The organism is Stenotrophomonas sp. C-A (assembly GCF_054030835.1).
Genome location: NZ_CM132916.1, coordinates 1,948,104 through 1,972,834, shown reverse-complemented (window position 1 = coordinate 1,972,834; position 24,731 = coordinate 1,948,104). Strand labels below are relative to the sequence as shown.

Below are 24,731 nucleotides of genomic sequence, written 5' to 3'. Positions count from 1 at the left end.
TCTGTAGCGCCCGAGCCCATGCTCGGGCGACGCCGCGACGCGGCGAACAGCAGCCGAGCATGGGCTCGGCTCTACATGGGCACGGAATCGGTAGCGCCCGAGCCCACGCTCGGGCGGCGCCGCGATGTGGCGAACAGCAGCCGAGCATCGGCTCGGCTCTACAGAGGCAAACAGACGCGACGAGCGAAAAAAAAGGGGGAGGCCGCCCCACTACGACCGGCCTCCCCCACACCACAACACGTTGTCGCGCATTACGGTCGAGCAAGCTCGACCACTACACCGGGGTACCCGCCACGACCTCCAGGCCGCGCGCACGGCGGATCAGCCGCGTCACGGCATTGCGCAGGTCATCCAGCACCGCGTAGATGGTCGGCAGGAACAGCAGGCTGACCACGGTCGAGAACGCCAGGCCGCCAGCAATCGCGCGCGCCATCGGCGCGTACTCCGGGCCATTGCCGAACATCTGCGTGTTGGTCAGCGAGATCGGCACCATCGCCAGGATCGCCGTGCCCATGGTCATCATGATCGGGCGTAGGCGCTCGCGGGAGCCTTCAACCAGTGCCTGCGTTCGGCCCATGCCGCCGCGCCGCAGGTTGTTGATGTGTTCGATCATCACGATGCCGTTGTTCACCACCACCCCCATCAGCACAAGGATGCCGATGAAGGACATGATCCCGAACGAGGTGCCGGTGATCCAGAACAGCCAGAACACGCCGAAGATCGAGAACAGCACGCCGCTCATGATCGCCGCCGGGAACAGCAGCGACTCGAACACCGCTGCCATCACCACGTAGATCATCACCAGCGCGATCAGCAGATTGAACACCATCTGCTGCATGGCTTCGTCATCGTTGCCGTAGTCGCCGCCGTCGAAGGTGAAGCCATAGCCGGCCGGGAAGTTCATCGGCTTGAGCACCGACTCCATCGCCTTGCGGCCATCCGGCGCGGTGACCTTCTCGGCCAGGTTGGCCTTGATGGTCAGCGTGGTCTGGCGGTTGGTGCGGCCGATCTGGGTGGCCGACGAGCCGACGTCAACGGTGACCAGGCTCAGCAGCGGCACGCTGCGGCCGTCGCCGGTGCGCACGCTGAAACCGGCCAGGTCTTCCGGGCTGCTCTGCTCGGCGCCGGCGAAGCGCACCCATACCGGTACTTCGTTGTCGCCGCGGCGGAACTCGCGCATCGGCGCACCGCGCAGCGCCAGGCCGACGAAGCTCGCCACCTGCTCGGCGTTGAAGCCGAACGCCGCCGCACGCTCGCGGTCAACGCGCACCTTCAGCTCGCCGCCCTTTTCGCCATTGTCGATGCGCACATCGCGGAGCTCGGCGCGCTGGGCCAGCAGCGGCACTACTTCCTGGCCGATCTCCTGCAGCATCGAACTGGAGTCGCCGACCAGCTGCACCTGCACGCCCTGGTTGCCGCCACCACCGCCATCGCCGCCCTGGTTACCGACGAAGTAGTCGGTGCGGGCCGACTTCGGCAGGCCCTTGCGCAGTTCTTCCTGCAGCGCCTTGATGTCCTTGGCGTACTTCTCGTCCAGGGTGACCACGGTGGAGCTGCCTTCCTGCTCGCTGTACCAGGAATAGACCTGCTTGACGTGCAGGCGTTCACGGTTGGCATCGATCCAGTTCTCCACCCGCGCCACTTCCTCGGACATCTGCCGGTAGGTGTAGGCGCCCTTCCACATGTAGCCGATGAAGATGTCCTTGCCGCCGTCACCACCGAACATGTCGATCTTGGTCAGCTTCATCGGCACCAGGCTGACCAGCACCACCAGCAGAATGCCGAGCAGGCTCCAGCCACGATGGTGCAGCGACCAGTCCAGCAGCCTGGCGTAGCGGCGCTGCAGGCGCGCGATCATGCCGGTCTGCGAGTGAACCAGCTTGGGCGTGGCCATGCGCGCGGACAGCATCGGGATCAGGCTGACCGCAACCAGCCACGAGGCCAGCAGCGAGACCGAGATGGTGATCGCGATCTGCGCCATGAAGATGCTGATGTTGTTGGTCTCGCCGAACAGGTTCGGCACGAACACGATGCAGTGGCACAGCGTGCCGGCGCTGAGCGCGATGGCCACGTTGCGGGTGCCTATGATCGAGGCCAGCCGCGGCTGCCCTGGCAGGCGCTCGCGCTCCTGGTAGATGCTCTCCACCACCACCACGGCGTTGTCGACCAGCATGCCCACCGCCAGCAGCAGGCCCATCATGGTCAGGATGTTCAGCGTCACCCCGACGAAGTACATGAAGCCCAGGGTGATGGTGAAGCAGATTGGAATGGCCAGGGTCACCATCAGCGTCGATGGCCAGTGGCGCAGGAAGAAGAACAGCACCGTCACCGACAGGATCAGGCCGACCGCACCGGCCTCGGCCAGCTCCAGCAGCGAGGACGTCACCGCCTTGCCCTGGTTGTCGATCACCTTGATCTGCACGTCGCGCATCGACGGCTCCGCGCGGATCGATTCGACCTCGGCCAGCGCCGCGCGCGAGACTTCCACCAGGTTGGCGCTGCGTTCCTTGAAGATGTCCAGGCCGACGGCCGGGTTGCCGTCCAGGCGACGCCCGTAGTTCATCCGCGCCGGTTTCAGGCGCACGTCGGCGATGTCGCCCAGGCGCAGGCCCTTGGCGTTGATCACCAGGTCACGCATTTCCTGCAGGTCGGTGATCTCGCCTACCGGCTGCACGCGCACGCGCTGGCCGTTGTCGTCGATCTGTCCGGCCGAGATCGAGAAGTTCAGCGTGCGCAGGCGCTCGCTCAGCTCATTGATGCTCAGGCCGTGCGCGTTGAGGCGGTTCGGATCGATGGCGATCTCCACCTCGTTCGGCGGTGCGCCGGTGATGTCGACGCGGGCCACGCCGGGGATGCGCTCGATGCGCCGCTTGAACTCGCGGTCGAGCATGTCATAGGCGGTGGTCAGGTCGGTGGTGCTGGCCAGGCGCACCTTCAGCACCGGCTGGTCACTGCTGGACCACTTGAACACGTTGTAGCGCTGCAGGTCATCGGGCAGGTCGCTGCGGATCGCATCGATGCGTTCGCGTGCATCGGAGGCGGCGATGGCGATGTCGCGGTCCCAGTCGCTGAACTCAATGAAGATCAGCGCCGCCTCGGAGGTGGCCGACGAGCGCATGCGCTTGATGCCGGTCATCGTCGCCAGCGATTCCTCCACCGGGCGGATGATGGTCCGCTCCACTTCCTCCGGCGTCGAACCGGTGTACGGGATCTGCACGAACAGGAACGGCGCGGAGATGTCCGGCAGCGCTTCCAGCGGCAGCCGGAACGAGGCGATCAGGCCGATCACCACCAGTGACACGAAACACATGATGGTGGTGACCGGACGGCGGATGGAGAACTCGGCAACACTCATGCCGGTTCCTCCGCACCCGCCGCGCTGCCTGCTGCACCCGGCTCGATCTCACCGGCGTGCTTGCGGCCACGCTCGCGGTAATAGGCATCACCGCGGCGATCCATCAGGTCGTACACCACCGGGATCACCAGCAGGGTGAGCAGGGTCGACACCAGCAGGCCACCGATCACGGTGATCGCCATCGGTGCACGCACTTCAGCGCCCTCGCCCATCGCCACCGCCAGCGGCAGGAAGCCGAACAGCGTGCACAGCGTGGTCATGATGATCGGCCGCAGGCGCGAACGTGCACCTTCCACCAGGGCCTCATGCTTGGCCACGCCGGCCTCGCGCAGCTGGTTGACCTTGTCGATCAGGATGATCGCATTCTTGGTGACCAGGCCCACCAGCAGGATCAAGCCGATGAACACCACCACCGAGATGGGCTTGCCGGTCAGCATCAGTGCCAGGATCGCGCCGACCAGCGCCAGCGGGATGGTGAACAGGATCACGAACGGATGCAGCAGCGACTCGAACTGCGAGGCCATCACCAGGTAGACCAGGAAGATCGCCAGGCCGAAGGCGAAGATCAGCGACTTCGCCGCCTGCGCCAGCTCCTCACCCTGGCCGCCGATGTGCAGGCCGACACCCGCGCCCAGCGGTTGCTCGGCCACCATCTGCTGCACTTCACGCATGGCCGCACCCAGATCGATGTCGCGCAGGTTGGCCGAGACCACGGCCACGCGGGTCTGGTCGGCACGATGGATCTCGCTGGGGCCGGTGGTGGCAACCACTTCGGCAACCGCGTCCAGCGTCACCGGACGGGTACTGCCGGGATTGACGATCAGGCGACGGATGCTTTCCACGCTGGCACGATCACCTTCCTGTGCACGCACCAGCACGTCGATCTTGCGGTCGCGGAAGCTGTAGCGGGTGGCGACATCACCGCGCACCTTCTTGACCACCACATCGGCGATCTGGCGGGTGGTCAGGCCCAGCGCACCCGCGCGTTCCTGGTCGAAGCGGATCTGGATTTCCGGGAAGCCCTCCTCCACCGTCGACTTCACGTCGGCGTAGTGCGCGTTGCCGCGCAGCATCGCCGCCAGGCGCTGGCCGGCCACTTCCAGGGTCGCCATGTCCTGCCCGCGCAGCTCGATTTCCAGCGGCGTGGAGAAGCTGAACAACGCCGGGCGCGCGAAGTCGACCTGTGCACCCGGATGCTGGCCCATGGTGTCACGCAGGCGCTCGGTGATCTCCGCTTCGGTACGTGCATTGCCGCCGCCTTCCATCACCACGGTCAGCTTGCCGATGTTCTCGCCGCTTTCGGTCGGGCTGGCATCCAGGCGGGTGCCGCTGCCACTGACACCATACAGCGAGGCCACGCCTTCACCCTTGCCATGCGCCAGCTGCAGCTCGCGCACCAGCGCATCGGTCTGCTTCAGCGGCGTGCCGGCCGGCAGCTTCACCGTCATTTCGAAGCGGTCCTGCGCCAGCTGCGGAATCAGGTCGGCACCGAGCATCGGCACCAGCGCCATGGTCGCCACGAAGATGATCGAGGCCACGCCCAGCACCTTGCCCGGATGCGCCAGCGCACTTGGCAGCAGCCGCAGGTAGCCGCGCTCGGCACCCGCATAGGGCTTCATCGCCAGATCGCTGGCCTTGCGCATCACCGGACCGACCACCGCCACCACGCCACGCCACGCCCGCACGACCAGCCAGGCCAGTGCATAGAAGCTCCAGCGCGCGGTCGCCACGGCACCACGGCGACCCAGCGCCACCGGCTTCTGCCAGCGGTTCTGCGGCTGCCACGGCTCGTTCGGTGCCTCTTCCGGGAACGCCAGCGGCGGCCGTCCCTTCAGCGAGCTCAGCATCGGGATCAGCGTCATCGACACCAGCAGCGAGATCGCAATGGCGATCGCCACGGTCAGTGCCTGGTCGCGGAACAGCTGGCCGGCGATGCCGTCGACGAACACCAGCGGCAGGAACACCGCGATGGTGGTCAGGGTCGAGGCGACCACCGCCATGCTCACTTCGCGGGTACCGACGATGGCCGCCTGCAGGATGCCCAGGCCACGCTCGCGGGCCTTGGCGATGCTCTCCAGCACCACGATCGAGTCGTCCACCACCAGGCCGGTGGCCAGTGCCAAACCGCCCAGCGACATCACGTTCAAGCTCAGGCCGAGCTGGCCCATGAAGAAGAACGTGGCGATGATCGAGACCGGCAGCGACAGGCTGATCACGAACGTACTCCAGCCATCACGCAGGAACAGGAAGATGATCAGGATCGCCAGCAGGCCACCGATCACCGCATCCTTCTTGACATCGGCGATGGCGTGCTCGATGAAGCGCGACTGGTCCTCGATGGTGGTCATCTCGACGTCGGACGGGAACGTGCCCTTGATCTGCTCCAGGCGCTTGCGCAGCGCTTCGGCGGTGGACACGGTATTGGCGTCGCCTTCCTTGTAGATCGCCAGTTCGACCGATTCCTTGCCGCCCAGGCGGATCACCGCTTCGCGCTCCTTGTAGCCCTGGCGCACGGTGGCCACGTCCTTCAGGCGCACCGGCACACCGTTGGCGACCACGCTGGAGCTGCCGCCGGATGATGCGCTCTGCGCCGCCGACGCCGCAGCGATGGCCGCCGCCGAACCGGTCGACGCGGCAATGTTGAACATCTGCTGCAGTGCCGAGTCGGCCGCGCTGCCGTTCGACGCCTGGGTGGTGACCAGCAGATTGCGGATTTCCTCCAGATCGGCGAACTGGTTGACGGTGCGCACCAGGAAGCGCTGCGAACCCTCCTCCAAGCGGCCGCCGGAGATGTTGATGTTCTCGTCCTTCAGGCGCTTGATGACGGTGTCGATCGGCAGGTTCAGCTGCGCCAGCTTCTGCTGGTCGATGTCGACCTGGATCTCGTCTTCCAGGCCACCGCCGACCTTGACCGCTGCGACGCCGGTGACCGGCTCCAGCTTCTTCTTCAGGTCTTCATCGGCATAGCGGCGCAGGCCGGTCAGCTCGCGGATCGCATCGGCATCGCTGGCCGGTGCCGCCTTGTTCGACAGCACCAGGCGCATGATCGGCTCGGTGGACGGATTGAAGCGCAGCAGCACCGGGGCCTTGGCCTCCAGTGGCAGGTTCAGCGCTTCCATCTTGTCGCGCACCTCCAGGCTGGCCTGGTCCATGTTGGTGCCCCAGGCGAACTCCAGCACCACGTCGCTCTGTCCGGTGCGCGAGACCGACTTCAGCTTGCGCAGGTTCTTGACCACGCCGACCGCTTCTTCGACCGGCTGGGTGATCAAGGTTTCGATTTCGGTCGGCGCCGCACCGGTGTACTCGGTGCGCACGGTCAGCGTCGGGTAGCTCAGGTCAGGCAGCAGGTTGACCTTGAGGTTGCCCAGCGCGATCAGCCCGAACAGCAGCAGGGTGACCGTGCACATGGCGATGGTCACGCGGCGGCGGGTGGCGAATTCCACCAGGCCGCCGCGCATGCCCGCGGCGGCGCCGTCGCTCGCCGGCGAGGCACCTTGGTCGTGGCCCGGGGCGGTCATTGCTTGCTCCCGGCCTTGTCTGCCGGCTTGGCGGCCGCTGCGACCGTCTTCGCCTTTGCCTTCGGATCAGCGATCACCTGCACTGCGGTGCCGTCGCGCAGCGCGACCTTGCCGGCGGTGACCACCTGATCACCGGCCGCCAGGCCATCACGGATCTCCACCCACGGGCCCTCGGCGTAACCCAGCTTGACCGGAACGCGTGCGACCTTGCCTTCGCGCACCCGGAACACCGCCGGCTCACCGTCGTCGAGCAGCGCCAGGCGCGGCACCACCAGCGCATCGGCACGCTGGTCGTAATCGATGCGGATGCGGCCGAACATGCCGGGCTGCAGCGCGTGCGCGGCGCCGTCGAAGGCACTGACCACGCGAAACGTGCCGCTGCCCGAATCCACCACCGGCGCGATGCGATCGACGGTGCCGGTGAAGCTCTGCCCCGGCAGTGCATCGGCAGCCAGTGTCACCGGCTGGCCGGCGCGCAGCGTGGCCAGCTCGCGCTCGGGCACATTGAGCGTGGCTTCCAGCCGCGAGTTGTCGACGATGCGGAAGATCGGCGTGTTGATCTGCACGAAGTTGCCGGTCTTGATCGAGCGCGAGGCGATCACGCCGGAGATCGGCGCCACCACCGTGGTGTAGGACAGCTCCAGCGTGGCCAGGCGGTACTGCGCACGGACGTTTTCCAGGTCGTAGCGCAGCTGGTCAACGCTGGCCGCACTGACCAGCTGCTGGACGACCAGCTTCTGTGCACGCTGATAGTCGTTTTCCAGCTTGCGCATCTGCGCTTCGCTCTGCGCCACGGCCAGGCGTGCGCGGTCCGGGTCCAGGCGCACCAGCGGCTGGCCAGCGGTCACCCGCTGGCCTTCCTCGACCAGCACCGCCAGCGCCACGCCGGAGGTCTTGGCGACCACCTGCGATTCGGCGCGTGGTTCCAACGCGGCGGTACCGGTGTAGCTGGCCGCGACGGCACGGTGGCTGGCCACGGCCACTTCGACCGGGACCGCGTCGACCTTCTTCTCCTCCTTGGTCTCGGCGGCCTTGGCTTCGGAATTGGGCCCTGCGGCGCAACCGCCCAGCAGCAGGGAGGTGGAGATCAGCAGTGCGGCAGCGCAGATTCCGCTGCGACGGCCGGACAGGAAGGTTGGGTGCGACATCGTCAGGTCCCTGGAGGATGCGTGGACAGGTGTGGTAGCAAAGTAATGCACCACTTCACGGCAACACCATATCCCAAAGGTCATGGTGCCTTCGTGCCACTGGTCGGCCCGCCCCCCATTTCAGCTAGATGAAACCTGGGGCTATACTCGGGTCGTTCCGTACCCCACGCCGGAACGACCAGACCCGAATCCCCGGAAACGACACCATGCGCCCGCAGCCGCTCGCCGCTTGTCTCGCTCTGGCCGTCCTCCTGCCCCTTGGGGCCGCCGCACAGCCCGCTCCTGCTCCTGCCACACCGGCCCCGGCCCCGGCTCCCGCCGCTGCCCCGGCGCCCGCCGCCCCCACCGGCAACTTCGACAATGGCCGTGTCCTGGCCTACACCTGTCAGGGCTGCCACGGGATCACCGGCTACAAGAACGCCTACCCCAGTTACCGGGTGCCGAAGATCGGCGGCCAGACCCAGCAGTACCTGGCCCAGGCCCTGACCGAGTACCGCCAGGGCAAGCGCCGGCATCCGACGATGCAGGCGCAGTCGATGAGTTTCAGCGAACAGGAGATCGCCGATCTCTCTGTTTACCTGTCCACCGTCAAGTAAGGCCCGCCCATGTCGAAAGCCGCGCATCCGATGCGTCACGCCATCGCCCTGTCCGTTGCCCTGCTGCTGGCGGCCTGTTCGCAGTCGCAGGTGGAAAACAGCGAGAAATCCGCCGCCGACCCGGGCCATGCCAGCGGCGAACACGGCTCTTCTTCTTCGGCCGGCCTGCCCGCAGGCCGCGAGGCCGCCGGTGAAGCCCGCGCCAAGGTGAAGGGCAAGGCCACCAACCAGAGCTGCATCGACTGCCACGGGGCTGACGGCAATGCGCCGATCGACCCGACCTATCCGAAGCTGGGTGGGCAGTACGGTGACTACCTGGCACATGCGCTGCAGGCCTACCGCGCCGGAGACCGCCAGCATGCGCTGATGACGCCGCAGGCGAAGGACCTGAGTGATCAGGACATCGCCGATCTGGCGGCGTACTTCGGCAGCCGGCCGAGCCAGCTGCGGGACCTGCACGGGGTCAAATGACCGCTGGCCCCCGGTGGGTGCGGAATCCGCTTTGGTGGGTGCGGACCTTGGTCCGCACTGATGCAGGCATCCACGCATGGCGTGGATCTACCAGGCACCGGCGTCGGTAGGTGCGGACCGTTGGTCCGCACGAACCCGGCGAACTCAGCCTTCCAGCTCTTCCCAGCGTGCGTACGCGGCATCCAGCTCGGCCTGCACCTTGGCCAGCTGCTGGGTGTGCGCGGTCACTTCGGCGCTGCTGCGGGTGTAGAACGACGGATCGTTCATCGCCGAGGTCAGCCCTTCGACATCGCCTTCCAGCTTCTCGATGGTCTTCGGCAGCTGCTCCAGTTCGCGCGCTTCCTTGTAGGCCAGCTTGCGCTTCGGTGCGGCCGGAGCTGCAGCAGTCGGGGTGGCCGGTGCGGCGACCGCCGGCTTGGCTGCCGGTGCCGCAGCAGGCGTCGCCGCCACACTGGCCGCATAACGCTGCCAGTCGCTGTAGCCGCCGACGTACTCACCGATCACGCCGTCGCCTTCCATCACCAGCGTGGAGGTCACCACGTTGTCGATGAAGTCACGGTCGTGGCTGACCAACAGCAACGTGCCGGTGTAGTCGCCCAGCAGCTCTTCCAGCAGCTCCAGGGTTTCCACGTCGAGGTCGTTGGTCGGTTCGTCCATCACCAGCAGGTTGGACGGCTGCGCGAACAGCTTGGCCAGCAGCAGGCGGTTGCGCTCGCCACCGGACAGGCGGGTGATCGGTGCGCGCGCACGTTCCGGGGTGAACATGAAGTCCTGCAGGTAGGCATGCACGTGCTTGCGCTTGCCGTTGAACTCGAGGAAGTCACGGCCTTCGGCCACGTTCTCGATCGCGCTCCAGTCTTCGCGCAGCACCGCGCGGTACTGGTCGAAATAGGCGATCTGCAGGTTGGTGCCGGCGTTGACTTCGCCCTTGGCCGGCTGCAGTTCACCCAGCAGCAGTTTCAGCAGCGTGGTCTTGCCGCTGCCGTTGGGGCCGATCAGGCCGATGCGGTCACCGCGCAGGATGGTGGTGGTGAAGTCGCGGACCATGGTGCGCTCGCCGAAGGCGAACGAAATGTCCTTGACGTCGATGACCTTCTTGCCGGAGCTGACGCCCTGCGCGGCTTCCATCTTGACGTTGCCGCTGAGATCGCGGCGCGCGGAACGCTCGTTGCGCATCGCCTTCAGGCGGCGCACACGGCCTTCATCGCGGGTACGACGGGCCTTGATGCCCTGGCGGATCCACACTTCTTCCTGCGCCAGCAGCTTGTCGAAGCGGGCATTTTCCTGCGCCTGCGCGTTGAGGCGTTCCTCGCGGCGGCGCTCGTAGTTGGCCCAGTCGCCCGGCCAGCTGGTGACCTGGCCGCGGTCGATCTCGACGATGCGGGTGGCCAGCGCACGCAGGAAGCGGCGGTCATGGGTGACGAACACCACGCTGCCACTCCAGCCCTTCAGGAACGCTTCGAGCCAGTCGATAGCTTCGATATCCAGGTGGTTGGTGGGTTCGTCCAGCAGCAACACGTCCGGGCTGGACACCAGCGCGCGCGCGAGCAGCACGCGGCGCTTCATGCCGCCGGACAGGCGGCCGAACTCGGCCTCGCCGTCCAGATCGAGCTTGGTCAGGGTTTCGCTGACGCGCTGGTCCAGGCCCCAGCCGTTGGCGGCGTCGATCTTGGCCTGCACGTTGCCGAGGGCTTCACCATCGAAGACCTCGGCATGGCTGAGGTGGTGGAATTCGGCCAGCCACTGGCCCAGTTCGCCGAGGCCATCGGCGACGACGTCGAACACCGAGCCGGCCGCGCCGTGCGGCACTTCCTGCTCCAGGCGGGTGACACGCACGCCCTGCTGCACGCGGACTTCGCCGTCATCGGGCTTGTGGTCGCCGGACAGCAGCTTGAGCAGGGTGGATTTGCCGGCGCCGTTGCGGCCGATCAGGGCGATGCGTTCGCCCGGCTCGATCGACAGTTCGGCCTTTTCCAGCAACAACGGGCCGCCGACGCTGAAGTCGACGTTCTGTAGGGTAATCAGAGGCATCCGGATATTGTACGGGTTGGGGGCGTCGGCCGGGTTGCACCCGGCACCCGCAGAGGCAACGTCAACCGCCGAAGCAACAGCTGAAGCGGGTTTCCTGTGGGCTGGCGAGGCGGTGTGGGTCTGCAGGACACGCCGTAAACCCATCCTTGGGGGCTCGATGGCGCCATCCGTGGCGCCAACGGTCCTGCAAACCCACACCGCCCCGCCTCTGACAGCTTCCCGCGATCTGTCGGAACGGCATTCTGCTCTGGTGGGTGTCGAACTTGGTCGACACGGTAGATCCACGCCATGCGTGGATGAACGCTGGAGGGACTGTCGATGGATGGGATCCACTGGGGTTCTGATGGATTACCCCACCTCCCCCAACAACGCCTGCAACCCCGGCAACCATTGCTTGCCCGGGTGGCGGACCAGCCACAGGGTGCGCTGCAGGGCGGGCAACGGGGTTTCGAGCACGCGCAGGCGGCCCAGGGCCAGTGGTTCTTCCAGCGCGTGACGCGAAAGACAGGCCAGGCCGAGGCCGGCGATGGCGGCCTGCTTGATTGCTTCGGTATTGCCCAGTTGCAGGGTCTGGGCGAAGCCGCGCAGATGCGGCAGCAGCGCCTGTTCGACGGCTTCGCGGGTGCCGGAGCCGGGCTCGCGCAGCAGCCAGCGAGCGCGGCGCAGTTCGTCCAGCGACCAGCGCGCGGGGGTGTCGGCGGCAGCCACGATCACCAGCGGATCCTGCTGCCAGGCCGTGACCTGCAGGCCGCGTTCGTGGCAGGGGCCTTCGATCAGGCCTGCGTCGACGTCCAGGCGCTGCACAGCGGCGACCACGCCGGCACTGTTGTCGATGCGCAGATCAACCTCGGCCTGCGGCGCCTGGCGCAGCAGCTCGGCGATGCGTGGTGGCAGCAGGTAGTTGCCGATGGTGGTACTGGCCGCCAGCACCAGCCGCAGCGGTGCCCCCTGTGACGGGTCGCCGCCGGCGGCCAGCTGCCGCTCCAGATCGGCGGCGTTGACCAGCAAGGTACGCGCCGGCTCCAGCAGTGCGCGGCCGTGCCCGTTCAGCGCCAGGCGGCGGCCGATGCGGTCGAACAGCGGGGTACCGAAGTGCGCTTCCAACTCCTGCAGGGCGGCGCTGCTGGCCGATTGCGAAAGCGCGATGGCCTGGCCGGCGGCGGTAGTGCTGCCGTGATCGGCGATGGCGACGAAGACCTGCAGCTGGCGCAAGGTCAGGCGCATGGCACTTACCTCCTTTATGGGTAGGTTTCACCCATATTATTCGTTTTACAGGTCATCGACTCAGGCGCACGCTTGCCCCATCTCTCCAGCGCTGCCCGTGCCATGAACGCCCCTGCCCTCTCCCCCTGGTCCCTGCCCGCCCTGCGCCAACGCTGGCAGCCGCGCCTGCCCGGCCTGCTGCTGGTGGGCCTGATCGCGGCGGCGTCGCTGTACCTGGCCGAGCTGCCCTGGTTGCAGGCACACGGCCTGAGTGCGCTGACCGTGGCCATCGTCGCCGGCATCGTGGTCGGCAACACGTTCTACCCGCGGCTGGCGCCGAGCAGCGCGGCCGGTGTCGGCTTTTCCAAGCACTGGCTGCTGCGCGCTGGCATCGTGCTGTACGGCCTGCGCCTGACCTTCCAGGACATCGGCCATGTCGGCGTCACTGGCGTGCTGATGGACGTGCTGGTGGTCGCCAGCACCTTCGGCCTGGCCTGCTGGCTTGGTGTGCGCGTGTTCAAGATGGAGCGTGAGGCAGCGATGCTGATCGGTGCTGGCAGCGCGATCTGCGGTGCGGCAGCGGTGATGGCCGCCGAACCGGTGGTGCGCGGCCGCGCTGCGCAGGTCACGGTCGCGGTCTCTACGGTGGTGGTGTTCGGCACGCTGGCAATGTTCCTGTATCCGGCGTTGTATGCACTGGTGCAGTCGCACGGCTGGCTGGCAATGGACGCGCGCGAATACGGTCTGTTCACCGGTGCGACGGTGCATGAAGTGGCACAGGTGGTGGCGGCAGGCCGCGCGGTCAACGAAGCGGCGGCCGACACGGCGGTGATCACCAAGATGGTGCGGGTGATGCTGCTGGCACCGTTCCTGGTCGCACTGTCGCTGTGGCTGGCGCGCGGCGGCAAGGCCAGCGCCGACGGCAGCAAGACGCGCATCGTGGTGCCGTGGTTCGCGTTCGGTTTCGTGGCGGTGGCCGGTTTCAACTCGCTGCATCTGCTGCCGGCGGGCCTGCAGGCCGGGCTGGTGCAGCTGGATACCGTGCTGCTGGCGATGGCAATGGCCGCGCTGGGCCTGACCACCCACGTTTCAGCGCTGCGCCAGGCGGGCCTGAAGCCGCTGCTGCTGGCACTGATCCTTTTCGCCTGGCTGCTGTTCGGGGGGTTGGCGATTCATCAGGGCGTGTTGGCGGTGCTGGGCTGAGCCTACCCCCGATGTAGAGCCGAGCCGACGCTCGGCTTCAGAGGTGAAGCAGCCGAGCATCGGCTCGGCTCTACAAAGGGCAGCCGCGCGCGACCGGACGGGTACAATGCGCCATGACTGACTTCTCGACCCTGCCGCTGAGCCCGGCCCTGCAGCCCGGCCTGGATGCCCTCGGCTACACCACCCTCACCCCCGTGCAGGCGCAGAGCCTGCCGGCCATTCTGGATGGCCGCGATGTGATCGCACAGGCGCCGACCGGCAGCGGCAAGACCGCCGCCTTCGGCCTGGGCCTGCTGCAGGCCATCGACCCCAGCCTGATCCGCGTGCAGGCGCTGGTGCTGTGCCCGACCCGCGAACTGGCCGACCAGGTCGGCAAGCAGATCCGCAAGCTGGCGACCGGCATCCCCAACCTGAAGCTGTTGCTGCTGGTCGGTGGCGTGCCGCTGGGCCCGCAGCTGGCGTCGCTGGAAGGCCATGACCCGCACGTGGTGGTCGGCACGCCCGGCCGCGTGCAGGAGCTGGCACGCAAGCGCGCGCTGAACCTGGGCGCGGTGCGCACACTGGTGCTGGACGAGGCCGACCGAATGCTCGACATGGGCTTCGAGGAGCCGATCCGCGAGATCGCCGGCCGCACCCACAGGGACCGCCAGAGCCTGCTGTTCTCGGCCACCTTCCCCGACAGCATCCGCGCCATGGCGCGTGACCTGCTGCGCGACGCGGTGGAAGTGACCGTGGAAGGCGCCGACCAGGCACCGGCCATCCGCCACCTGTTCTGCGAGGTGGAACCGGCGCACCGCCAGAAGGCGCTGGCGGGCCTGCTGCTGAAGTACACACCGGAATCGGCGGTGGTGTTCTGCAACACCCGCAAGGACGTGGACGAGGTTGCGAATTCCCTGCAGCAGTTCGGCTTCTCCGCACTCGCCCTGCATGGCGACATGGAGCAGCGCGACCGCGAGGAAGTGCTGTTGCTGCTGGCCAACCGCAGCTGCAACGTGCTGGTGGCCAGCGACGTGGCCGCACGCGGCCTGGACGTGGAAGAGCTGGCGGCGGTGATCAACTACGAGCTGCCGACCGACGTGGAGAGCTACCAGCATCGCGTGGGCCGTACTGGCCGTGCCGGTGCCAGCGGCCTGGCGATCAGCCTGGTGGCCGGTCGTGAGAAGACCCGCGCCGAAGCGATTGAAGCGCACATGGGGCAACCGCTGGACTGGCAGAAGACGCCGTTGGCGACCTCGCGCCCGGCCGAATTGCCGCAGGCGGCGATGCGCACCCTGCGCATTGATGGTGGCAAGACCGACAAGCTGCGCCCGGGCGACATCCTTGGCGCGCTGACCGGTGATGCCGGCCTGTCAGCCAAGTTCATCGGCAAGATCGCGATCTTCCCGACCCGCTCCTACGTGGCGATCGCCCGAGAGCAGGCCAACAAGGCCGTCGCCAAGCTGGAAGCCGGCAAGATCAAGGGCCGTCGCTTCCGCGTGCGGATGATGTGATTGAAGCAGCGTTGCCAACCACGGTTGGCAACGACCTGACCTGGTAGTGGCCAACCTTGGTTGGCCCATTCCGTGGCGTCAGTCGCGAAAGGTGCTGCCAACCAAGGTTGGCAACTACCGGTTCGCAGATACCTGCCTGATCAGAACACCAGTTCAGTATGCAGCGGCAGGTCCGATTCCCAGCGCGCACGACCGCCGAGGCCATCGAGCTCGACCAGCACGCCGGCACCGACCACGTCAACGCCCAGGCGGCGCACCAGCGACAACGCAGCGACCAGCGTGCCGCCCGTGGCCAGCACGTCGTCGATGATCGCCACGCGGGCACCGGCCGGCAGCGCATCGGCGTGCACTTCGATGCAGTCGCTGCGGTATTCCAGCGTGTATTCCTCGCGCAGCACCTGACCCGGCAGCTTGCCCGGCTTGCGCACCGGCACGAAGCCCACGCCCAGTTCCAGCGCCATGGCGGCACCGAGGATGAAACCACGCGATTCGATGCCAACCACCGCGTCCAGCTTCTGGTCGCGCCAACGGTCGGCCGTCGCGATGATGGCACCGCGGAAGTCCTCGCCATGGGCGAGCAGCGGCATGATGTCCTTGAAGAGGATGCCGGGCTTGGGGAAGTCGGCGATGTCGCGCAGGCGGGAGGCCCACTGCGGAGCGACGAGGGCGTCGGTCATGTCACGTTGGCTATCTGATGGCGGCATAGGGTACCTGTTCCGGGCGCCGCCTGCCTGTCGGGGGGGTCGGCCGGGCTGCGCCCGGCACCTGCAGAGGCTTCAAGCCAAGGCAACGGCAAGAGCAACAGCAACAGCGGGTTTCCTGGGGGATGGCGGGGTGGGCCCGGTTGCGGGGCCGCTGCAAGTACGTCCATGTAAGCTCGGTCGCCGCATCCATGCGGCTCACGCCCCGCAACCGGACCCACCCCGCCTTCGACAGGTTCCTGCGATCTGTCGTAGATCCACGCCATGCGTGGATGAATTTTCATCGAAATCGAATATTTCGAGAATTGAACGAAGAGCATCCACGCATGGCGTGGATCTACCGTGTCGACCAAGGTCGACACCTACCAACGGCAGTCGGAATCTGTCAGAGGTGGGGCGGTGTCGGAGTGCGGGGTGTCAGCCGCATGGATGCGGCTGCCAAGCCTACACGGACGTACTTGCGGCGTCCCCGCACTCCGACACCGCCCCGCCAAACCACGGAATCCGCTTTTGCTCTCGCTGTTGACCTGGCCTCTGCGGGTGCAGGGCGCAGCCCTGCCGAAACCTACCCTCAGGAACTGCAGGACAGCATCGAGCAGCCGGCGCGATTGTCTGCCCATGCCGGGCGCTTGCCGGCAAAGTGTTCCAGGCCGGCACGCTCGGTGTATGGATCGCGCAGTACGTCCTGCAACGCATGAACACCGCCGAGGTCGCCCTGCTCCGCGCGATCGATGGCTTCCTGGGCCAGCCAGTTGCGCAGCACGTACAGCGGGTTGGCCGCTGTCATCTTCGCCAGGCGCTCGCTGGCCGGCAGCGGATCGGCCTGCAACCGCGCCGCATAGTCCTGCAGCCACTGCTGCAACGGCGCCTGCACCGCCTGCTGGCGCGCCTCGTCGTAGTACACCGCATCCAGCAGCGCCGCATCCGGTGCCGCCGGATCGATACGCATCAGCGCACGCCAGGCCAGGGTCATGTCCATACCCCCGTCCTGCATCAACTGCTGCCAGCGCAGGTAGAGCTGCAGGTCGTCATCGTCGGCGGCAGCCAGGCCCAACTTGGCGGCGGCATCGCGGCGCGTGCAGGCCACGAAGGTGGACTGGTATGCAGCCAATCCTGCCTGCAGCGGTGCCACATCGGCAAACAACGGCGACAGTGCCTGCGCCAATCGGCTCAGGTTCCAGTACGCCACCTGCGGCTGGGTGCCGAAGCGGTAGCGGCGACCCTGCGCGTCGGTGGTGTTCGGCGTCCAGTCCGGATCGAAATCCTCGACCCAGCCGTAGGGACCGTAGTCGAGCGTGAGACCAAGAACGGACAGGTTGTCGGTGTTCATCACGCCATGCACGAAGCCGACACGCATCCAGTGCGCGATCATCTCGGCGGTGCGCACCGCGATCTGCGCGAACCAGTCGCCATACAGCGCCTCGCCCTGCCCTTCCAGTTCGGGGAAATCACGCGCGATGCAGGCATCAACCAGCTGCTGCAGCAGTGCGGTTTCCCCGCGCGATGCCGGAAGCTCGAAGGAACCAAAGCGCAGGAACGACGGCGACACGCGGCATACGATGGCGCCGGGCTCGGCACGCGGATGGCCGTCGTAGAACATGTCGCGCACCACGTCGTCGCCGGTACCAACCAGCGACAGCGCACGCGTGGTCGGCACGCCAAGGTGGTGCATCGCTTCACTGCACAAGAACTCGCGGATCGACGAGCGCAGTACCGCGCGACCATCGGCGCCGCGCGAATACGGCGTGGGGCCCGCCCCCTTCAGCTGCAGCTCCCAATGACGGCCATCGGGCGCGACCAGTTCACCCAGCGAGATCGCGCGGCCGTCGCCGAGCTGGCCGGCCCAGTGACCAAACTGATGGCCGCCGTAGTTGGCCGCCCAAGGCTGCATGCCGGCGTACAGTGCATTGCCGCCAAACACCTGCGCGAAGCTTTCGCTTTCGACTTCAGCGGTATCGAAACCAAGCATCGCGGCAACATCCGGCGCCCAGGCCAGCAACGTGGGCGCCGTCACCGGGGTCGGCATCACCGGCGACCAGGCCGCACCCAGCACTTCGCGCCGGCGCGGGCCGGATTCGGGATCGCCCGGCAGGGTATGCAGCAGGCGGTTGTCGAAACGGGGGCTGTCGGTATCCATGGTGCTGAAGATGGGGGCGACGGCCGCCCTCCTCAATTGCCGCTGAGCGCCTGCAGGTGACCGCCGTGGGCCTCGGCACGCTGGTAGGCTGGACGCTCACCGATACGCTTGAGGAAGCCACGCAGTGCCGGCTTGTCGTCGAGGCCACCGCCGCGTGCGGCCGCAGCCTGGATCGGGAAGCTCATCTGGATGTCGGCTGCGCTGAACCGCTCACCCGCGAACCACTGGCTTTCGGCCAGGCGGCGCTCCATCCAGTCCAGGTGCAGGCGCCGCTGTGGGCCGATGAAGCCACGTTCGGCCTTGTCGGCAATGCTGCGCGCGATCGGACGGGCGAAGAACGGCATCGGCGCGTTGCGGATGCGGCCCATCACCAGGGTCAGCAGCAGCGGCGGCATCGCCGAGCCTTCGGCGTAGTGCAGCCAATAACGGTAGGCGATGCGCTCGGCGCCATCGGCCGGCATCGGTGACGGCGACAGCTGGCGTTGGGTGTCATAGCGATCCGCGAGGTAGTCGAGGATGGCACCGGACTCGGCCAGTACCAGCTCGCCATCCTGCAGTACCGGCGACTTGCCCAGCGGATGCACGTTGCGCAGCTCCGGCGGCGCCAGCAGCGTCTTCGGATCGCGCGGATAGCGGCGCAGTTCGTAGTCCAGCCCCAGCTCCTCCAGCATCCACAGCACACGCAGGGAACGGGAGTTTTCCAGGTGATGGACGATGCGCATGGGGATGATCCTTGGGGAGGCCCGCATCGTACCGCGCGCAGTGCATGCCCCATGTAGAGTCGAACCATGCTCGACTGTCTTTGGAAAGCAGTCGAGCATGGCTCGACGCTACAGAACAGCAGGCAACAAAAAACGCCGGAAGCTTTCGCTTCCGGCGTTCTGGCTACCAAACGGTAGCAGACGGATTAGACCGCCTGCACCTGGTCAGCCTGCATACCCTTCTGGCCCTGGACGGCGATGAAGGTAACCTTCTGGCCTTCCTGCAGGGTCTTGAAGCCGGTGCCCTGGATGGCACGGAAGTGCACGAACAGGTCCGGGCCGCTTTCCGGGGTGATGAAGCCGAAGCCCTTGGCGTCGTTGAACCACTTGACGGTGCCGGTCTGACGATCAGACATTTGACTAACTCCTGAAACACATGTTGAAAAAAATCGCAGCCACCGGGTATCGGGGCCGAGACTGAGTTGCAGGCGTTGGTAAAGCGGATCGATGAGCGGATCGTGAGATCAACTGCACCAGGCCACGATTCACGGTGACCCTAGCAAACACAGTGGGTCGAACGATACGCGTGTTTTCTGCAAAAAGCGATAGCCCGGACGTTCATGGGCAAACCCTGCCCGCTAGGCGTGACAAGGCTTGGCAGCCGATCAAGCCTAACTCCGAGTCCCCATTCAGGTTTTTCCTACCCTACACTGGGTAAATGACTGAAGCTGAAACCCAAGCTGAACCCGCCCTGCCCCGCATCTGGGTGGACGCGGATGCCTGCCCCACCGTCATTCGCGACATCCTGTTCCGTGCCGCTGAACGCGTTGGGATCGAGCTGACCCTGGTCGCCAACCATTGGATCCGCACCCCGCCATCGCGCTGGCTGCGCTCGATCCAGGTGCCGCAGGGCCTGGACGTGGCCGACAGCGCCATCGTCGAGCGGGTCGCCGCCGGAGACCTGGTGGTCACCCAGGACATTCCGTTGGCCGCCCTGGTGCTGGAGAAGAAGGCCGTGGCGCTGAACCCGCGCGGCCAGCTGTACACCCCGAACAACATGGCCGAGCGGCTGTCGATGCGCAATTTCATGGAAGAGCTGCGCGGCGCCGGGGTGCAGACCGGCGGCCCGCCGCCGCTGGGCCCGCGCGACCGACAGCTGTTCGCTGCCGAGCTGGACCGCTGGTTGGCCCGACGCCCGGTTCGCTGAACGGCCCTACCCGCCCTGGCCGGGCAGGCACAGGCGGCGCCGGCTGCTGAACCGCCGGGGCTCCCCGCTCAATGGGTCATCGAAGGCCAGCCCCTGCGCCAGCAGCTGCAGGGGCGACTCGACCGTTTCATCCGGGCGCGGCCTCAGCAGCGGATACAGGTCATCGCCCTCGATCGGCGCGCCCAGCGCCGCCATGTGCACGCGCAGCTGGTGCTTGCGGCCGGTTTCCGGCAGCAGCCGGTAGCGCCAGACCGGCCCTTCGGCCTCGATCAGCTCGATCCGGCTGCGCGCATTGGGCTCGCCCGGCACTTCGGCCATGCGGAAGAATGGCTCCCCCGGCACCAGGCGGCTGTCCCGCTGCAACGGAAACGCCAGCCCGGGCAGCGCCGGTGCCAGCGCCTCATAGGTCTTCTCGATGCGCCGTTCGCGGAACAGCCGTTGATAGGCATCACGCGTGGCTGCCTGGGTCGAGAACAGCACCAGGCCGGCGGTCAGCCGGTCCAAGCGGTGCAACGGCGCCAGTTCGGTGTTGCCGGTGCGTGCGATCAGGCGCGCCAGCAGGGTTTCGCGCACGTAGCTGCCGGCCGGCGTCACTGGCAGGAAGTGCGGCTTGTCGGCGACCAGAAGGTGCTCATCCAGGTGCAGGATGGTCTCGGCGAAGGGAATCACCGGCTCGTCGGCCACCTCGCGGAAGTACTGGATCTCCAGCCCCACCTGCCAGGGCATGTCCGGCGCCAGTGCCCTGCCCTGCGCATCCTGCACACGGCCCCGGGCGAAGCGGTCCTGCCATTGCGCGCGGTCGATGCGCGGGAAGCGCGCACACAGGCCATCGAGCAGGCTGCGCCAGTGGCCGGGCGGCAGCTGCAGGCGGCTGGGCAGGATCATCGGTGGCACTCCTGCGGCAGGAAAGAGCGCAAGAGTGCCACCGTTGACGCTGCGCAGACAGACCGGCAACGGACACCTCTGGAGCAAACCTCTATCATTGTCGTCTTTAGTCCACGGACCCCCCATGGCCCTCACCGCCACCATCCGCAAGGCCGAACTGCAGATCAGCGACATGGATCGCGGCTACTACGTGACCCACAACCTGACCCTGGCCCAGCACCCGTCCGAGACCGACGATCGCCTGATGGTGCGCCTGCTCGCCTTCGCGCTGAACGCCGGCGACCGCCTGGAATTCGGCCGTGGCCTGAGTACCGATGACGAGCCGGACCTGTGGGAACACGACTACACCGGCGACATCCTGCAGTGGATCGACCTGGGTCATCCGGACGAATCGCGCATCCGCAAGGCCAGCAACCGCAGCCGCCAGGTGCAGGTGGTGAACTACGGCGGCAACGCTTCGGACATCTGGTGGAGCAAGCAGAGCAAGGGCCTGGCGCGCTTCGACAACCTTTCGGTGGTCGACCTCGATGGTGCCTTCGTCGAACTGTGGGGCCAGCAGATCCAGCGCGCCATGCGCTGGAGCGTGCTGATCCAGGACGGCGAAGTGCAGCTGCTCAACGACCAGATCCAGCTCGACGTGATCCCGAACTGGCGCAAGCGCGCCAAGGCATGAGCACCATCCGTTGCGATGTGGTGGTCATCGGCGCCGGCGCGGCCGGGCTGATGACCGCAATCACGGCTGGCCAGCGCGGCCGCCAGGTGCAGGTGATCGACCATGCCAACAAGGTCGGCAAGAAGATCCTGATGTCCGGCGGTGGCCGTTGCAACTTCACCAACACCGGCACCACCCCGGCCAACTTCCTGTCCGCCAACCCGCACTTCTGCAAATCGGCGCTGGCGCGCTACACGCCCTGGCACTTCATCGAGCTGGTGCACAAGCACGGCATCGCGTATCACGAAAAAGAGCTGGGCCAGCTGTTCTGCGATGTCTCGTCCAAGCAGATCGTGAAGATGCTGGTGGACGAATGCCAGGCGGCCGGCGTGCAGGTGCGCACCGAGTGCAGCGTGCAGCGCATCGAGCACGGCAGCGATGGCTTCCACGTGCATACCACCCATGGCCTGTTCCATTGCGCCTCGCTGGTGGTTGCCACCGGCGGCCTGTCCATTCCCAGCATGGGTGCCACCGGCTTTGGTTATGAAGTGGCCCGACAGTTCGGCCACCAGGTGCTGCCGACCCGCGCAGGGCTGGTACCGCTGACGCTCAGCGGCAAGCACCAGGAACGGCTGGCCGATCTGAGTGGTGTCGCCCTGCCGATCGAGGCGCGCTGCAACGGCAGGAGCTTCCAGAACTTCATGCTGCTGACCCACCGTGGCGTGAGTGGCCCGGCGATCCTGCAGATCTCCTCGTTCTGGCAACCCGGCGATGCGCTGGAGCTGGACCTGCTGCCCGGCCAGGATGCCGGCGAGTGGTTGCGCCAGATGAAGCGCGAACGACCCGCCGCCGAACTGCGCACGGTGCTGGGCGAAGTACTGCCGAAGCGGCTGGCACAGCGGCTGTGCGAACACTGGCTGCCCGACCGGCCCGTGCGCCAGCTGGACGAGCCGGTGCTGCGCCAGGCCGCGCAGCTGCTGGGCGCGTTCCCGCTGGTGGCCAGTGGCACCGAGGGCTACCGTACCGCTGAAGTCACGCTCGGCGGCGTGGACACCGCCGAGGTCTCGTCTTCGACGATGGAATCCAAGCGCGTACCCGGCCTGCATTTCGTCGGCGAGGTGCTGGATGTGACCGGCTGGCTGGGCGGCTACAACTTCCAGTGGGCCTGGGCCAGCGGCCACGCGGCCGGTGGCGTGGTGTGAACCACATCGCCGTTCGATGCGTGCAAGGGGCGCGCGCATGGACGGTTCGGCGCGCATCGTGTATCTAGATTTGCAGATTGGGGAGCAGTGCATGCAGAACGCGAACGACATCACCATCCGCCTGCTGATCGTCGATGACAGCGGCGAAAATGCCGAAGCCATCGTCAGCACGCTGCGCAACAGCGGCATAGCAGTACGCCCATGGCGCCCTCAGGATGCAGCCGAGCTGGCCCAGGTCCTGGCCAGCCAAGCCATCGACCTGGTGCTGGCTTCGCCCTCCCAGGGCATCCCGCTGCCACTGGTGGCCCAGCATATTGCCGCCAGCGGCAAGGACATTCCGCTGGTGCTGCTGGCCGAGCGCATCGACGAAGACGAACTGGTGCAGGCCAGCAGCCACGGCATCCGTGCCCTCGCCCTGCGCCAGCGTTCCGAGCACCTGCTCGCCGTGGTCCGCGACCAATGGGTGGACCTGCAGGCGCGTCGCGGCCTGCGCCGCATCGAGGCGCAGATGCGCGAGACCGAGCGCCGCTGCGATGCCCTGATCGCCTCCTCCCGCGACCCCATCGCCTACGTGCATGAGGGCATGCACATCCGCGCCAACGACGCCTACCTGGAGATGTTCGGCTACGAGCATTTCGACGACATCGAAGGCATCTCGCTGCTGGACATGGTCGCCGCCCAGCATGTGGAAGGCTTCAAGCAGCTGCTGAAGGGCCTCAGCCGTGGCGAGGCGCCGCCGCCGCAGTACCAGCTCGACGCGCGCCACGAGGATGGCAGCGCGTTCCCGGCAACGATGGAATTCACCCCCGCCACCTACGAGGGCGAATCCTGCCTGCAGGTGGTACTCCGCCGCCGCATGGAATTCGACCCGGAACTGGCGCGCGAGGTCGAAGACCTGCGCCAGCGCGACCAGGTCACCGGCCTGCTCAACCGACCGACCTTCATGCTGCAGCTGGAAAGCGCGGTGGCCCAGGCAGGGCGCAGCGAAGGCCAGTTCGGCCTGCTGCTGATCGAGCCGGACCACTACGCGCGCCTGCTGCCGGATATCGGCCTGGCCTCGGCCGACATCCTGATCGGCGCCCTCGCCGCCCTGCTGGCCGAGGTGGTTGGCGAGGACGCGCAGCTGGCCCGTTTCGGCGAACACAATTTCGCCGTGCTGCAGGCCGGGCCCTACGCGCAGACCGTGGCACTGGCCGAGCGCATCCGCGAAGCCTACGCCGCACACGTCTTCAGCATCGGCGCGCGTTCGGCCACGGTAACGGTCAGCATCGGTGGCGTGCAGGTGGGCGAGAAGATCGCCAGCATCGGCCAGGTGCTGGCACGCGCCAGCGAATGCACGCAGGCCGCCGCCGAACTGGGCAACACCTGCCGCATCTTCGACCCGGCCGCTGCCGACCGCGTGGAGGAAGAACGCGTGCTGCGCTGGGTCACCCGAATCCGTGAAGCACTGGCCGGTGATGGCTTCCAGCTGCACTACCAGCCGGTGCTGAACCTGCAGGGTGAGTCGCTGGAGCTGTATGAGGCCTACCTGCGCCTTGAGCACAATGGTGAACTGCTGAGCCCGACTGCGTTCCTGGGCATCGCGGAGGAACACGGCCTGCTGGCCGACATCAACCGCTGGGTGGTGTCACGGGCGATCGCTGTGCTGGGCCAACGTGCACGCGAAGGCCATGCCACGCAGATGCTGGTGAAGGTGACGCCAGAGTCGTTCGACGACCCGCAGATGATCGCCACCCTGCGCCGGGAACTGCAGGCACAGGGCGTGCCCGGCGAACGGCTGTGGCTGCATGCGCCGGAAGCGAAGGTGTTCACCCATCTGCGCAGTGCGCAGCAGTTCCTTGCCGAAGTGGCGCCGCTGGGCTGCCGCATCGGCCTGGAGCAGTTCGGATCGGGGCTGGATTCGTTCCAGCTGCTGGCCCACTTCCAGCCGCAGTTCCTCAAGCTGGACCGCGGCTTCACCAGCGATCTGGCCGCCACCCGCGAGAACATCGACCGCATCAGCCAGATCACCGCTCGCGCGCAGGAGGCCGGCATCCGCACCATCGCCGAGTTCGTCAGCGATGCCAACTCGATGACCCTGCTGTTCAGTGCCGGCGTGGATTACGTGCAGGGCGACTTCGTTGGCCCGGCGTTGCCGGAGATGGGCTTCGAGTTTGGTTGACGCCTCTCTGTAGAGCCGAGCCATGCTCGGCTGCGGGACTCAAGCGAAGAGCAGCCGAGCATGGCTCGGC

At 66.9% G+C, this 24,731-nt stretch carries 18 protein-coding genes; 8 read left to right on the top strand and 10 right to left on the bottom strand.

Annotated elements, in window-relative coordinates; genetic code table 11:
* Window positions 1–274: 274 nt before the first annotated feature.
* The 3 genes from ACW5IY_RS09405 to ACW5IY_RS09395 are packed head-to-tail and all read right to left on the bottom strand — an operon-like array spanning window position 275 to window position 8,021.
* Window positions 275–3,355 carry an efflux RND transporter permease subunit gene (locus ACW5IY_RS09405; protein ID WP_010484555.1) on the bottom strand — a complete coding sequence of 1,027 codons (3,081 nt, stop codon included), beginning with the start codon at window positions 3,353–3,355 and terminating at the stop codon, window positions 275–277.
* On the bottom strand, window positions 3,352–6,813 hold the full coding sequence (locus ACW5IY_RS09400) for an efflux RND transporter permease subunit (RefSeq protein ID WP_152609479.1): 3,462 nt from the start codon (window positions 6,811–6,813) through the stop codon (window positions 3,352–3,354). Before ACW5IY_RS09400 ends, ACW5IY_RS09405 begins: the two co-directional genes overlap by 4 nt.
* Before the next feature lie 56 nt (window positions 6,814–6,869).
* Window positions 6,870–8,021, bottom strand: coding sequence for an efflux RND transporter periplasmic adaptor subunit (locus tag ACW5IY_RS09395; RefSeq protein ID WP_010484552.1), 1,152 nt, complete (start codon window positions 8,019–8,021; stop codon window positions 6,870–6,872).
* Window positions 8,022–8,227: 206 nt separating this feature from the next.
* Here ACW5IY_RS09395 and ACW5IY_RS09390 point away from each other — a divergent pair, with 206 nt between their 5' ends.
* Window positions 8,228–8,617, top strand: a complete 390-nt coding sequence (locus tag ACW5IY_RS09390) for a c-type cytochrome (RefSeq protein ID WP_005413034.1) — start codon at window positions 8,228–8,230, stop codon at window positions 8,615–8,617.
* Between the two features lie 9 nt (window positions 8,618–8,626).
* Window positions 8,627–9,088: a c-type cytochrome gene (locus tag ACW5IY_RS09385; RefSeq protein WP_005416218.1), complete on the top strand. Its 462-nt coding sequence runs from the start codon at window positions 8,627–8,629 to the stop codon at window positions 9,086–9,088.
* Between the two features lie 144 nt (window positions 9,089–9,232).
* Here the strand turns inward: ACW5IY_RS09385 and ACW5IY_RS09380 are convergent, their stop codons facing one another.
* Together ACW5IY_RS09380 and ACW5IY_RS09375 are read right to left on the bottom strand one after the other, a co-directional pair.
* Window positions 9,233–11,119, bottom strand: coding sequence for an ATP-binding cassette domain-containing protein (locus ACW5IY_RS09380; RefSeq protein WP_049437237.1), 1,887 nt, complete (start codon window positions 11,117–11,119; stop codon window positions 9,233–9,235).
* A gap of 348 nt (window positions 11,120–11,467) precedes the next feature.
* Entirely contained in the window at window positions 11,468–12,343 is an 876-nt protein-coding gene (locus ACW5IY_RS09375; protein ID WP_049437239.1) for a LysR family transcriptional regulator, read from the bottom strand.
* 102 nt (window positions 12,344–12,445) lie between these two features.
* Between ACW5IY_RS09375 and ACW5IY_RS09370 the strand changes: the two genes are divergently transcribed.
* Both ACW5IY_RS09370 and dbpA read left to right on the top strand, forming a co-directional pair.
* Complete coding sequence (locus ACW5IY_RS09370) at window positions 12,446–13,525, top strand: YeiH family protein (RefSeq protein ID WP_049437240.1); 1,080 nt, start codon at window positions 12,446–12,448, stop codon at window positions 13,523–13,525.
* 113 nt (window positions 13,526–13,638) lie between these two features.
* Complete coding sequence (gene dbpA, locus ACW5IY_RS09365; RefSeq protein ID WP_049437241.1) at window positions 13,639–15,015, top strand: ATP-dependent RNA helicase DbpA; 1,377 nt, start codon at window positions 13,639–13,641, stop codon at window positions 15,013–15,015.
* A 140-nt stretch (window positions 15,016–15,155) separates the two neighbouring features.
* On the opposite strand, the gene ACW5IY_RS09360 is transcribed toward dbpA, so the two are convergent.
* From ACW5IY_RS09360 to ACW5IY_RS09345, 4 genes are all read right to left on the bottom strand, one after another.
* The gene (locus tag ACW5IY_RS09360) at window positions 15,156–15,692 is read right to left on the bottom strand and encodes an adenine phosphoribosyltransferase (RefSeq protein ID WP_049437243.1); all 537 of its coding nucleotides are present in this window, start codon (window positions 15,690–15,692) and stop codon (window positions 15,156–15,158) included.
* 595 nt (window positions 15,693–16,287) lie between these two features.
* A complete protein-coding gene (locus ACW5IY_RS09355; protein ID WP_049437245.1) occupies window positions 16,288–17,853 on the bottom strand; it encodes a protein adenylyltransferase SelO in 1,566 nt (521 codons plus the stop codon).
* A 32-nt stretch (window positions 17,854–17,885) separates the two neighbouring features.
* A complete protein-coding gene (locus tag ACW5IY_RS09350; RefSeq protein WP_049437247.1) occupies window positions 17,886–18,575 on the bottom strand; it encodes a glutathione S-transferase family protein in 690 nt (229 codons plus the stop codon).
* 185 nt (window positions 18,576–18,760) lie between these two features.
* Window positions 18,761–18,970: a cold-shock protein gene (locus ACW5IY_RS09345; RefSeq protein WP_004153307.1), complete on the bottom strand. Its 210-nt coding sequence runs from the start codon at window positions 18,968–18,970 to the stop codon at window positions 18,761–18,763.
* Window positions 18,971–19,272: 302 nt separating this feature from the next.
* Here ACW5IY_RS09345 and ACW5IY_RS09340 point away from each other — a divergent pair, with 302 nt between their 5' ends.
* On the top strand, window positions 19,273–19,761 hold the full coding sequence (locus ACW5IY_RS09340; protein WP_049486970.1) for a YaiI/YqxD family protein: 489 nt from the start codon (window positions 19,273–19,275) through the stop codon (window positions 19,759–19,761).
* Between the two features lie 6 nt (window positions 19,762–19,767).
* Here ACW5IY_RS09340 and ACW5IY_RS09335 read toward each other — a convergent pair whose 3' ends face one another.
* Entirely contained in the window at window positions 19,768–20,646 is an 879-nt protein-coding gene (locus ACW5IY_RS09335; protein WP_049437251.1) for a pseudouridine synthase, read from the bottom strand.
* 124 nt (window positions 20,647–20,770) lie between these two features.
* On the opposite strand from ACW5IY_RS09335, the gene ACW5IY_RS09330 reads away from it, so the two are divergent.
* The 3 genes from ACW5IY_RS09330 (at window position 20,771) to ACW5IY_RS09320 (ending at window position 24,661) form a co-directional block, all read left to right on the top strand.
* Window positions 20,771–21,319 (top strand): YaeQ family protein, encoded by a 549-nt coding sequence (locus ACW5IY_RS09330; RefSeq protein ID WP_043403207.1) that lies wholly within the window; start codon window positions 20,771–20,773, stop codon window positions 21,317–21,319.
* Window positions 21,316–22,500: a BaiN/RdsA family NAD(P)/FAD-dependent oxidoreductase gene (locus ACW5IY_RS09325; RefSeq protein ID WP_049437253.1), complete on the top strand. Its 1,185-nt coding sequence runs from the start codon at window positions 21,316–21,318 to the stop codon at window positions 22,498–22,500. The genes ACW5IY_RS09330 and ACW5IY_RS09325 overlap by 4 nt, the downstream gene beginning before the upstream one ends.
* 91 nt (window positions 22,501–22,591) lie before the next feature.
* A complete protein-coding gene (locus ACW5IY_RS09320; protein WP_049486986.1) occupies window positions 22,592–24,661 on the top strand; it encodes an EAL domain-containing response regulator in 2,070 nt (689 codons plus the stop codon).
* Window positions 24,662–24,731 lie beyond the last annotated feature (70 nt).